Below are 11447 nucleotides of genomic sequence, written 5' to 3' on the forward strand. Positions count from 1 at the left end.
GCAAAAAGCGGATAATTTTTACACCAGTAAAAATGGTTCTATGAAATGCTTCACACAATTAAAAAGATAGAGGATAAAACCAGTTTTTGGTTAAATAAAAGTTAATGGGTGGATTTATCTACTGAAATAAAGCGCGAGGATGAATTTTGCCTCTTCAATTCATCCTCGCAATGCGTTAACGGTGGGTTTTGCCAGGCATCCGCCGGTCGTCTTTATACTCCGCGGTGGCGATCCATGCGGCGCAGAATAGCGTCAGGCGGGCAAAGAAATAGAAAAAAGCCATCAGCCCCAGCACCGAACCGAACGCCGCCCCGGAGGGGGATTTCACCAGCGCCGGCAGCGTCCAGGTCATGACGATTTTGATGATTTCAAAGCCAATCGCCGCGATAAGCGTGCCGCGAAACAGGGCTTTGCGCCGCGGACGATGGCGCGGCAGCCGCCAGAAGATCCAGAAAAAGAGCAGATAGTTGGCAAAAATCGAGATGGCGAGGCCGATCAGCCGCCAGGCGGGCTTCAGCCATTCAATGTTGTCGAGATACAGCGTGGAGATAATCAACTGCTGGGCGGAACCCGCGACAGAAGTGATGGACAGCGTAATAATCAGCGCCACCAGCAGACCGATCAGCGAGATAAGATCGCGGAAGTATTTTATCCAGATTTTCTCTTCGTCCTGCGGCCGGCGCTCCCAGACGTCGCGCGACTGGGCGCGGATCGCTTCGCGCAAATTGCCCATCCAGTTAATACCGGAATAGAGGGCGACCAGCAGGCCGACCAGACCGACGGCGGTGCGCTGCTGCACCGCGGTGTTGATGGTGTTTTTCAACGTCGCCGCCAGCGTCGGGTCGCTGACGTTTTGCAGAATCTTGTCGAAAATGTCCTGCAGCAGGGTCGGGTGCCAGGCCAGCACGAAACCGGCGGCGGCAAAGGAGACCATCAGGATTGGGATCATCGACAGGAACGAGAAGTAGGTGATGGCCGCGCCGAACTGATTGCCCAGCCGGTCATTGAAACGTTCTGCGGCGCGCAGTAAGTGGGCGATCACCGGGTTGCGCTGCACTTTGGCCGCCGTTCCGGTGACGGTCTTCAGCGCCTGGCTGGCTTTTTGCCCGACGGCCGTGTCATTGAGAGCGTCGAGGGGGCTTTTGTTTTTCTCCGGCTGCGTGTCCGGTTCCTGTGGTGGGCGTCGATCGTCGTTTTCCGGCGTCATACGTGATTTCTTCCTTTTTTACCGCGAGATTCAGCAAAAAGTATACCTTAAATGGCGTATCCTGCAGGAACGCCTCTGCCTGCCCCCCGTTCTCCACTCGTGTGGATCAATCGACATACGCTTTCATCAGCCCGCCCAGCCACTCCATAAACAGATGTACGCGACGGGAGAGATTGCGCCGATGGGGGTAGATAAGCGAGACCGGCAGCGGCTCGGCGCGGTACTGGGGCAGGATCTCCGTCAGGTCGCCGGCGCGTAACGCCTCGCGCACGCCGGTACGCGGCACCTGAATGATCCCCAGCCCGGCGATACAGGCTGCCTGATAGGTTTCCGTACTGTTGACTGTCAATATGCCGCCGGTTTTTACCCAGCGCACCGCGCCGTCGATCACCACCTCAAAGCCGGGGGGACGGACCCCGAGGGTGCTGGCGTAGTGGATCAGGGCATGATCCGCCAGATCCTCAAGGGATTGCGGATAGCCAAATCGCGCAAGGTAGTCCGGGCTGGCGCAGTTAATTTGCGTCAGCTTGCCCAGTGGGCGGGCGATAAGCCCTGAGTCTTTGAGCGCGCCGACGCGTACCACGCAGTCAAACCCCTCGCGGATCACGTCCACCAGCCGATCGCTGCTGCTCAGCTCCAGTTCGATGCCCGGATACTGCTGTAAAAAAGTCGGCAGATGAGGGATCACCAGTTTTTTAGCAAAACCGACCGGCATATCCACCCGCAGCCGGCCGCTGATGCTCGCCGGATCGTGCTGGAACATGCCGTCCAGTTCATCGAGGTTGCTCAGCAGATCCTTCGCCCGCTCGTAGTAGACCATCCCATCCTGGGTGAGCTGAACCCGGCGGGTAGTGCGGTGCAGGAGCCGCACGCCAAGATGGCTTTCCAGGGCCTGAATCTGCCGCGAGACGCTGCCTTTCGGCAGCGCCAGGGTCTCGGCGGCGCGGGAAAAACTCTCCAGATCCGCTACGCGAATGAATAACTGCATTGCATGAATTTTATCCATGCCGATCGCCTATTGTTGTTATGAATGAAACAGTAAAACGTAATGTAGCGTATTTATTGTTTCACTGGCAGTTAATAAGCTAGAACACAATCACAACGCAACCTGAAAGGGGTCTTCTGATGACACAACGTATCGCTTTAGTGACCGGCGGCAGCCGCGGTCTGGGTAAAAACGCCGCGTTGAAGCTGGCGGCGAAGGGAACCGACATTCTTCTGACTTACCACAGCAACCGCCAGGCGGCTCTCGATGTGGTGGCGGAGATTGAGCAAAAAGGGGTCAAGGCGGCGGCATTGGCGCTGAACGTCGGCGATTCTTCAACATTCGACGCTTTCGCCAGCGAGGTGGCGCAGGTGCTGGCGCAGAAGTGGGGGCGAACCACCTTTGATTATTTACTGAACAACGCCGGGATCGGCCTTAACGTCCCCTTCGCCGAGACCAGCGAAGCGCAGTTTGACGAGCTGATGAACATCCAGTTCAAAGGGCCATTTTTCCTGACCCAGCGGCTGCTGCCCCTCCTGCAGGACGGGGGACGGATCCTCAACGTTTCCAGCGGCCTGGCGCGCTTTGCCCTGCCGGGCTATGCGGCCTACGCCGCGATGAAGGGGGCGATGGAGGTACTGACCCGCTATCAGGCGAAAGAGCTGGGCGGGCGCGGTATTTCGGTGAATATCATTGCGCCGGGAGCCATCGAGACCGACTTTGGCGGCGGCGTGGTGCGCGATAACGCCGAGGTGAATCGGCATATCGCCGCCCAGACCGCGCTGGGGCGCGTCGGGCTGCCGGATGATATCGGCGACGCCATCGCCGCCCTGCTCAGCGATGAGCTGGCGTGGATGAACGCGCAGCGCGTGGAAGTCTCGGGCGGGATGTTCCTCTGATCCTGACTGCCACCAGCCTGTGACCGGCGGTGCGCTACGGCGCATCGCCCTCCCCACGCAGCCGACCGAACAGCCAGTCATTGTGCCAGCGCCCGTTCAGCCAGTAGTTCTCCCGCAGCTCCCCCTCCAGCCGGAAGCCGGCTTTGAGCAACAACTGCTTAGACGCCTCGTTGCCGGCGGTGACGCTGGCGGTCAGGCGGCGGACGCCGCCAGTGGTAAAGGCGTAGTCGCACAGCGCGCGCAGCGATTCGTAGCCGTAGCCCCGGCCCTGCGCCGCCGGAGCGAAGAGAAAGCCGACCTCGGCAATCTCGCGCCGATGATGCTGGTAACCGGTCAGGCCGAGCGGGGTATGGGTGAGCCTGTCGCGCACCACCAGGCACAGCCAGTGTTCATCCCCGGGCGTCCACGACGGCAGCCGCGAATCGAACGCCTCGCGGATGGCCGCCTGCGGCCGGGGGTCGGCGACGTAGAGCATGACCTGTGGATCCTGCTGCAGGGAAAGAAAAAACGACCAGTCGTCCAGCTGCAGCGGTGAGCAGCGCAGGCGCGGCGTCAGGAGTTCAGGCATAAGCGTCATTCCAGGCAGGGCGAATCCTCTGAACATAGCAGGAGAAAGCCGCCGGGAACAGCCCGACTAGGTTGGCTCACCGTACAGGCCAATCAGTCGGCGCACCACGCCGTTGGTCCAGCCAAAGCCATCCTGCAGGGGATACTCCCCGCCGCCACCCTCATGGGGGACACCAGTGGCAATATGGTATTTCTCAATCAGCTTGTGATGCTGCTTGTAAAAGTGATTGACCGTCTGCAGCCAGCTCCAGGCAATCTCATCCCCCAGCGGATCCTGGCCGTAACGTTTAAATCCCTGGATCGCCATCCACTGCAGCGGCGCCCAGCCGTTAGGTTTATCCCACTGCTCACCGCTTTCATATTCGGTGGCCATGATCCCCCCGGGGGTGAGCAGGCGGGCCCGCACCGCATCGGCAAGGCGTTCTGCCTGCTCGTGAGTCGCCAGGCCGACGTAAAGGGTGACGATGCTGGCCGCGGAAAACAGCGCCAGCTGTTCACGGCGCCAGTCATAATCGCGGAAACAGCCGTTCTCATCATCCCACAGATAGCGGTTGACCGCCGCCCGCCGATCCTGAGCCTTCTGGCGGAAGGCCGCCTCTGTCTCGCGATCGCCCTTCAGGCCGGAGAGATTGGCGATGGTCGTCTCCAGCTTGAACAGGAAGGCGTTCAGGTCGATAGGGATAAACTGCGTCGTGCGGATGCTGGCCAGCCGCGTGATATCCCGCAGCCAGCGGCTGGAGTAGTCCCAGCCGGACGCGGCGCCCGCCCGCAGGTCGCGGTACACTTCATTGGCGGGCCGCCCGGAGTGTCGGGCGGTCTCCACGTCCTCGCGCCAGGACTCATCCCGCGGCGTGTCCCGGTCGTCCCAGTAGCGATTGAGCAGGGAGCCATCCGGCATACGCACCACGTGGCGATACGCCTGGTGCGGGATCAACGACTCGGCGCCGTCCATCCAGAAGGCGTGCTCCATCTTCAGATGGTCCAGATAGCGCTTCGCGCCGCGCACCCCGTCCTCTTCAAAGAGTTCGACCATCAGGGCAAACACCGGCGGCTGCGATCGGCTGAGGTAGTAGGTGCGGTTGCCGTTCGGAATGTGACCGTAGGTTTCAATCAGCCAGGCAAAGTTATCGGCCATGCATTTCAGCAGATCTTCCCGGCCGCTCTCCGCCAGCCCCAGCATGGTGAAATAAGAGTCCCAGTAATAGGTTTCGCTAAAGCGACCGCCAGGCACAATATAGGCCTGCGGCAGCGCCAGTAGCGACGACCAGGGGATATGATCCTGAGGCTCGCGGGTCAGCACCGGCCACAGCTTATCGATGTGCTCTTTCAGCGTCAGGCTGGGGTCCGAGGTGTAGACGTCGGTCTGGTTCTCCGGCAGCCAGAAGTTGTCTTCAACGAACTGTCGCAGGTCGAAGTCGGGCTGACGTTTGACCTTCCGGTAGTTGCGCAGGATGTCCAGCGGATCGTGTTTCGGCGCGCAGTCGGGGAAAGTTTTGCTGTCGGCAAAGATGCGTGATTTCTGCACGTTGGTAAACAGCTCAAGATAGCGATCCGCCGGGGTAAGGGCATCGGACGCCGGAAGCCCCTCGATCACCTCAGGCTCCGGTTCAGCGTCTATCATCTCATCCAGCTTTAATTCGTACGGATCGGCTTCGTAGCAGGGATCGATGTCGATCCTTAACTCGTCGTCTTCAACGTGGCGTAATTTCTGGCTGAACATAGCGATACGGACCTCCGGATAGCGTGAGTTCGGGGCCGGGCATACCCGGCCTTGTCTATTAAGCGTAGACAGTCGCTTCGGTGAGTGTGAAGCAAACTGTGCGTGAGATCACGCTTTTCCGCCGAGAAGAAAAGCTGTCATTTTAAAGTATACTATTGATAAGTAATTAAAAATTGTACATCCTGGCACAGATGAAATTCGGAGCATTCATTATGCAACAAAATTTTATCCCGGCGCGCTCACTCCCACGCCGCCTCCAGCATCTCCAGCAGCTGTTCGCCGCTCAGGCTGACCGGATTGGCCTTCATTGATGAGGAGGTGCTGGCGGCCAGCGCCGCCGGTTCCAGGGCATCGCGCGCTACGCCGAGGTCGCGCAGGGTGCCAAGGCCAGCGCGATGGCTCCATTCCCGCAGACTGTCCCAGACCCGATCCACAGGGACGTCCAGCCCGTCGGCCAGCCAGCGGCGAACGTCGTTGAAGCGCTGGCGCAGGGCAGGGTCGCTTATCTGCGACTCATTGAGCGCCAGGCCAAACGGCAGCAGGCTGCCGCATAAAGCACCGTGCGAGGCGCGGCTCAGGCCGCCCAGCGGGCCGGCAAGGCCGTGGATCACTCCCAGCCCGGCGTTCGCCAGCGCCAGTCCACCGCACAGGCTGACCCAGGCCATCTCGTCGCGGCTGGCCGGACACTCTTGTTCCATCAGGATTTTCAGCGCGCGGATGCCCCGCGGGATCGCCTGCTGGCAGAGGGCATCGGTGAAGGGAGTGGCCCGGCTGCAGAGCCAGGGCTCGATCACCTGGGTCAGGGCATCGAGGCCGGAGCTCAGGGTGATGCTCCGCGGCGCGTTGTCGGTCAGCGCCGGGTCGACAATCGCCAGGTCAGGCAGCATTCGGTCGTCGCGCAGGCTCACTTTCCGCTGTTGTTCCGGGACGTTGATCACCGCATTTTTGGTGACCTCCGCGCCCGTCCCGGCGGTGGTCGGGATCGCCACGAACGGCAGCGGACTGGCTTCCAGCTGACGACCCGTTCCCACCACCTCCAGATAGTCGACCAGCGGGCCGGCGGCGGGCACCAGCGCCGCAATCGCCTTACCGGCGTCAATCACCGCGCCGCCGCCGAGGCTGACCACTGCCCGGACGCCTTTCTCGCGCGCCAGCTGGACGCCCTGCTCGATATCGATAAGCCAGGGTTCGCGGCTTATCGCCAGCATCGTGACCTCCAGCTGCAGCGCCTCCAGCTGATGGCGCAGAAACGCCGCCCGCTGCGGGCTGGCGCCATGCACCAGCAGAATGGGGCCGCCCTGCTGCGCCAGCCAGGGGGCAGCGCTCAGGGCCTGACCACGGCCAAAACGAATATTTGCGGGCATCAAAACGGTAAAAGGGGTCAACATGTCGGGTTCCTTTTCGGCAAACAGGCTGGAATCAACTATACACATTATCCACTACTCTGCCTTGTTGCTGGCTGGCAAGGCTGACAATAGAGTAGAGTGAAAGATCTCTCTTTTATGGCTGAGGAATCGCTGACAATGCTAACAATTCTGGGCAAACGCTCTTCAATCAATGTACGGAAAGTGTTGTGGACCTGCGAGGAAGCCGGGCTGGCGTACCAGCAGGAGGATTACGGCAGCGGATTTAAGCCTCTGGATACGCCTGAGTTTCAGCGCCTGAATCCTAACAGCCTGGTGCCGGTGCTGCTGGACGGTGACTTCGTGCTCTGGGAGTCGAACAGTATCTGCCGCTATCTGGCGCGGAAAGCGGAGCGCTGGGATCTGCTGCCCGCCGAGCCACAGCCCGCCGCCGAGGTGGAGCACTGGATGGACTGGCAGGCGACCGAGTTTAACACTGCCTGGCGCCATGCCTTTATGGGGCTGGTGCGTAAAGATCCGCGCTTTCAGGATCCGGCGGCGATTAAAGAGAGTATTGCCACCTGGACCCACTGCGTGCGCATTGTCGAAGCGCAACTGCAGCGTACCGGGGCGTGGATAGCCGGCGAGCGCTTCACTCTCGCCGATATCGTGCTGGGGCTGTCGGTGCATCGCTGGAAGATGACCCCTTTTGCCCATCCGGAGATGCCGGCCGTGGAACGCTGGTATATGGCGCTCAACCAGCGCCCGGCGTTTATGCGCCACGGCAATAACGGCGTGGCCTGAACATAAAAAAAGAAGCCCCTGGGGCTTCTTTTTATCATCCGGCGATCGCGTCTTAGCGCATGGTGACGAACTCTTCTGCCGCCGTCGGGTGAATGGCAACCGTGTTGTCGAAGTCTTTTTTGGTGGCGCCCATCTTCAGGGCCACCGCAAAGCCTTGCAGCATCTCATCCATCCCAAAGCCGATGCCGTGGATCCCGACAATCTTCTCTTCCGGGCCGACGCACACCAGCTTCATGCGGCACGGCTGGCGGTGCGAGGTGACGGCGGTGTACATCGCGGTGAAGGAGGATTTGTAGACCTTCACGGCGTCGTCGCCGTACTGCTCGCGCGCCTGCGGCTCGGTTAAGCCGACGGTGCCGATAGGCGGGTGGCTGAAGACCACGGTCGGGATGTTGCTGTAGTCCAGATGCTCTTCCGGCTTGTTGTTAAACAGGCGTTCGGAGAGGCGACGGCCTGCGGCCACGGCCACCGGGGTCAGCTCGACGGCGCCAGTGTTATCGCCCACCGCGTAGATGCCCGGCACGTTGGTGTTCTGGAACTTATCAACGACGATGTAGCCTTTTTCGTTGGTTTTGACGCCAGTAGCCGCCAGGTTGAAGTTATCGGTCGCCGGTTCGCGGCCAATCGCCCAAATCAGGCAATCTACGGTCTGGCTGCGGCCATCTTCCAGCTCCAGCGTCAGGCTGCCGTCGGCATTCTTGACTACCGCTTTCGGGATCGCGTTGGTGTGGAGCTGCGGGCCTTCGGCGTTCATCACTTCCACCAGGGTCTCCACGATCAGCGGATCGAAGCTGCGCAGCGGCGCGTGTTTACGCACGAACAGGTGGGTTTCGGCGCCGAGGCCGTTAATCACCCCCGCCAGCTCAACGGCGATATAGCCCGCGCCGACCACCGCCACGCGCTTCGGCAGCGCCGGCAGTTCAAAGAAACCGTCGGAATCAATACCGTATTCCACACCCGGAATATTCGGGTGGCTCGGCCGGCCGCCGGTGGCGATCAGGATATGGTCAGCGGTGATCGTCTCGCCGTTCACTTCCACGGTATGGGCATCGACAAAGCGCGCGAAGCCTTTGATCACGTCGACGTTGTTCTTACCCAGTACGTTGTCGTAGGAGGTATGGATGCGGTCGATGTAGGCGCTACGGCTGGCGACCAGCTTCTCCCAGTCGAAATGGTTGATGGTGGTATCGAAACCGTAGTCCGGGCCGTAAAGATGAATCGCTTCGCGGATCTGCGCCGCATGCCACATTACTTTTTTCGGCACGCAGCCGACGTTGACGCAGGTGCCGCCCAGTTCTTTGGCTTCAATCAGCGCGCACTTCTGGCCGTACATGGCCGCGCGGTTAATCGAGGCGATACCGCCGCTACCGCCGCCGATGGCGAGGTAATCATAATGTTTGCTCATGCCCATATGTCCTTAATCGTTGATTGCCGCGATTGTAGCGCGAGGCTTAAAAGGTTCCACCGATGGTTGCGATTACTCCGGTACGATCCAACTGACGGTGGCGTGGCCGGTGCCGGCCGGAACCAGCTTGCTGTGCAGCCACGGCAGCACATTGTTCATCTGCTGCTCCAGCTTCCACGGCGGGTTGATGACGATCATCCCGGAGGCGGTCATGCCGCGCTGGTCGCTGTCCGGACGCACCGCCAGCTCGATTTGCAGAATTTTGCGAATGCCGGTGACTTCTAACTCTTTGATCATGCGTTTGATCTGTGCGCGCAGCACGACCGGATACCACAGGGCGTAGGTGCCGGTGGCGAAGCGTTTGTAGCCTTCGTGGATCCCGGTCACCACCGCCTGATAGTCGGTTTTAATTTCGTACGGCGGGTCGATCAGAATCAAACCGCGGCGCGATACCGGCGGCAGCTTGGCTTTCAGCTGCTGGTAGCCATCGGCTTTATCGACGCGCGCGCGGCTGTCTTTCTGGAACTCGGCGCGCAGCAGCGGGAAGTCGCTCGGGTGCAGCTCGGTCATCTGCAGGCTGTCCTGCTCGCGCAGCAGCTGGCGGGCGATCAGCGGAGAGCCCGGATAGTAGCGCAGCTGGCCATTACGGTTGAAGTGTTCGACCACGGAAATATACGGCTCCAGCTCTGCCGGCAGGTCGTCCTGCTGCCAGATGCGGGCGATGCCTTCGAGATACTCGCCGGTACGCTCGGCGTGCTCGCCGCTCAGCTGATAGCGGCCCGCGCCAGCGTGGGTGTCCAGGTAGAGAAACGGTTTTTCTTTCTCTTTCAGCGCTTCGATGATCAGGCTCTGAACGGTGTGTTTGAGGACGTCGGCGTGGTTGCCTGCGTGAAAGCTGTGGCGATAACTGAGCATGGATACAGAGATTCCGGGAAGTAAACAAGTTAACCGATAGTTTACCGCAGATCGGCCGAGATTACCGCTGCGCCGCCGCGCTGTTTCATTTCTGCCAAAAGCGTTGCAAAACATAACGCTGTCATAAAAACGTCAAACGGCCGCGCTAGCGTCGGGTGCAGGCAAGGTAATTATCTGAATAAAAGGAAAAATAATGAAAAGGCAACTCTCACTGCTGGCCGTCGCGCTGCTGCTGGCGCAACCGGTTCTGGCCAAAGACATCCCGCTGGACAGGGCGGCGGCCCTCGCCAATAGCGTGACGCCGGCTGCCTCCAGCCAGGCGTATGACGATCTTGAGCAACAGGGGCTGACGCAGCTACGTCACGCTCTGCAGGGGGATGCCGCCACGCTGACCCGCGATCGGCTGGCGCACACGAAACAAAACAAAACTCAGGCCGATACCGCCTGGCTGAAGGCCAGCGGCTATGACTTCCAGACCCGGGCCAACCAGCAGGCGGGTATTGCGCTGTTGTCGGCGTTCAGCACCCTGCCGGAGACCGTCGTGAAGCAGAATCTGGCGACGGTGACTAGCATCAATCGCGATGCCGCGCAGACGACACGCCGTCAGGCGCTGGTAGATGCGGAAGGGATTAGCTACCTCTACTTCCTCAGCGATGCGCTGGGGCCGCGGCTGGGCAAAGCGTTTCTGACCGCCTATGACCAGGGCGCGCTGGGGAAAGCGGCAGCATTGATCAAAGCCTCGGAGGTCAGCACCGGCGAGGCGAAAAAGCACTTCAACAATCCGCGGCCGTTTCTGGTTCAGGGCAACACCATTCACCTGGTGCCTGACGATGTGGTGGTGAAGGATAACCAGCCCTATACCGCCGACGGCGGCTCGTTCCCCAGCGGCCACACCAACACCGGCTATACCGATGCGCTGCTGCTGGCGGCGATGATCCCGGAGCGCTACGACGCGCTGGTAACCCGCGGCGCCCGCTATGGCTACTCGCGCATCGTGCTGGGCGTCCACTATCCGCTGGACGTGATCGGCTCGCGGATGGTGGCCGAGCGCAACGTGGCCCATTATCTTAACGATCCGCACTACCGGGTATTATTTAACGAAGCTCGCGATCAGCTGCGCGCCGCGCTGGCGAAAGCCTGCGGCACATCGCTTGCTGAGTGCGCGAAGAGCAGCGTGAAAGACGATCCCTGGCGCGATCCGGCGATGCGTGATTTCTCTCGTTTCACCATGACCTACGATCTGCCGCAGCAGAAGGGGCCGCAGCCGCGTCTGCAGGTGCCTGAGGGGGCGGAAGTACTGCTGGAGGCTGCTCTGCCGCAACTGTCAGCGGCCCAGCGTCGGGCGTTGATGGTCAACACCGCGCTGCCGGCGGGTTACCCCCTTTCCGGCGCCACCCCCGAACAGCAGTTCTGGCAGCGGCTGAATCTGTCGGCGGCCTGGGAGATGGCGCAAAAAAGGCATTAATGCGGTTTCCGGCACGCTGCACCGCGTGTCGGCCTTTTCCCGCAACGGGCGGACTTATCGCAGCAATACCCAGGATGACGCACCGCCCGTCATTGAAATTCCCCCAACTATCCCCCATTCTAGATCTCATGCATAAG

The 11447-nt window shown here is 60.6% G+C and carries 10 protein-coding genes; 3 read left to right on the top strand and 7 right to left on the bottom strand.

Annotated features, from left to right (window positions below; translation table 11 throughout):
- Positions 1–175: 175 nt before the first annotated feature.
- A complete protein-coding gene (gene yhjD / locus R0140_RS01215) occupies positions 176–1207 on the bottom strand; it encodes an inner membrane protein YhjD (RefSeq protein WP_032740309.1) in 1032 nt (343 codons plus the stop codon).
- A 106-nt stretch (positions 1208–1313) separates the two neighbouring features.
- The gene (locus tag R0140_RS01220) at positions 1314–2213 is read right to left on the bottom strand and encodes a LysR family transcriptional regulator (protein ID WP_012967098.1); all 900 of its coding nucleotides are present in this window, start codon (positions 2211–2213) and stop codon (positions 1314–1316) included.
- 119 nt (positions 2214–2332) lie between these two features.
- On the opposite strand from R0140_RS01220, the gene R0140_RS01225 reads away from it, so the two are divergent.
- Complete coding sequence (locus R0140_RS01225) at positions 2333–3091, top strand: SDR family NAD(P)-dependent oxidoreductase (protein WP_032736512.1); 759 nt, start codon at positions 2333–2335, stop codon at positions 3089–3091.
- Positions 3092–3125: 34 nt separating this feature from the next.
- On the opposite strand, the gene R0140_RS01230 is transcribed toward R0140_RS01225, so the two are convergent.
- The 3 genes from R0140_RS01230 to R0140_RS01240 all read right to left on the bottom strand — a co-directional run bounded on the left by R0140_RS01230 (position 3126) and on the right by R0140_RS01240 (position 6766).
- A complete protein-coding gene (locus R0140_RS01230; protein WP_032740307.1) occupies positions 3126–3659 on the bottom strand; it encodes a GNAT family N-acetyltransferase in 534 nt (177 codons plus the stop codon).
- A gap of 66 nt (positions 3660–3725) precedes the next feature.
- Entirely contained in the window at positions 3726–5378 is a 1653-nt protein-coding gene (locus R0140_RS01235; RefSeq protein WP_008806929.1) for an alpha,alpha-trehalase, read from the bottom strand.
- Positions 5379–5617: 239 nt separating this feature from the next.
- Positions 5618–6766: an iron-containing alcohol dehydrogenase gene (locus tag R0140_RS01240; protein WP_023323366.1), complete on the bottom strand. Its 1149-nt coding sequence runs from the start codon at positions 6764–6766 to the stop codon at positions 5618–5620.
- A gap of 135 nt (positions 6767–6901) precedes the next feature.
- Here R0140_RS01240 and R0140_RS01245 point away from each other — a divergent pair, with 135 nt between their 5' ends.
- Positions 6902–7525: a glutathione S-transferase family protein gene (locus R0140_RS01245; RefSeq protein WP_012540364.1), complete on the top strand. Its 624-nt coding sequence runs from the start codon at positions 6902–6904 to the stop codon at positions 7523–7525.
- Positions 7526–7577: 52 nt separating this feature from the next.
- Here the strand turns inward: R0140_RS01245 and gorA are convergent, their stop codons facing one another.
- Together gorA and R0140_RS01255 are read right to left on the bottom strand one after the other, a co-directional pair.
- Positions 7578–8930 (bottom strand): glutathione-disulfide reductase, encoded by a 1353-nt coding sequence (gene gorA, locus R0140_RS01250; RefSeq protein WP_012967102.1) that lies wholly within the window; start codon positions 8928–8930, stop codon positions 7578–7580.
- 72 nt (positions 8931–9002) lie between these two features.
- Positions 9003–9845, bottom strand: coding sequence for a 23S rRNA (adenine(2030)-N(6))-methyltransferase RlmJ (locus R0140_RS01255; protein ID WP_032755963.1), 843 nt, complete (start codon positions 9843–9845; stop codon positions 9003–9005).
- Positions 9846–10038: 193 nt separating this feature from the next.
- On the opposite strand from R0140_RS01255, the gene R0140_RS01260 reads away from it, so the two are divergent.
- Positions 10039–11310, top strand: a complete 1272-nt coding sequence (locus R0140_RS01260) for an acid phosphatase (RefSeq protein ID WP_032755961.1) — start codon at positions 10039–10041, stop codon at positions 11308–11310.
- The last annotated feature ends 137 nt before the right edge of the window (positions 11311–11447 follow it).

The organism is Klebsiella sp. w6 (assembly GCF_033100215.1).
Lineage (GTDB): Bacteria > Pseudomonadota > Gammaproteobacteria > Enterobacterales > Enterobacteriaceae > Klebsiella > Klebsiella variicola.

Coding starts and splice junctions, on each gene's coding strand:
- R0140_RS01240 (WP_023323366.1), bottom strand. CDS start 6,766: ATGTTGACCCCTTTTACCGTTTTGATGCCCGCAAATATTCGTTTTGGC.
- yhjD (WP_032740309.1), bottom strand. CDS start 1,207: ATGACGCCGGAAAACGACGATCGACGCCCACCACAGGAACCGGACACG.
- R0140_RS01220 (WP_012967098.1), bottom strand. CDS start 2,213: ATGGATAAAATTCATGCAATGCAGTTATTCATTCGCGTAGCGGATCTG.
- R0140_RS01225 (WP_032736512.1), top strand. CDS start 2,333: ATGACACAACGTATCGCTTTAGTGACCGGCGGCAGCCGCGGTCTGGGT.
- R0140_RS01235 (WP_008806929.1), bottom strand. CDS start 5,378: ATGTTCAGCCAGAAATTACGCCACGTTGAAGACGACGAGTTAAGGATC.
- R0140_RS01260 (WP_032755961.1), top strand. CDS start 10,039: ATGAAAAGGCAACTCTCACTGCTGGCCGTCGCGCTGCTGCTGGCGCAA.
- gorA (WP_012967102.1), bottom strand. CDS start 8,930: ATGAGCAAACATTATGATTACCTCGCCATCGGCGGCGGTAGCGGCGGT.
- R0140_RS01245 (WP_012540364.1), top strand. CDS start 6,902: ATGCTAACAATTCTGGGCAAACGCTCTTCAATCAATGTACGGAAAGTG.
- R0140_RS01230 (WP_032740307.1), bottom strand. CDS start 3,659: ATGCCTGAACTCCTGACGCCGCGCCTGCGCTGCTCACCGCTGCAGCTG.
- R0140_RS01255 (WP_032755963.1), bottom strand. CDS start 9,845: ATGCTCAGTTATCGCCACAGCTTTCACGCAGGCAACCACGCCGACGTC.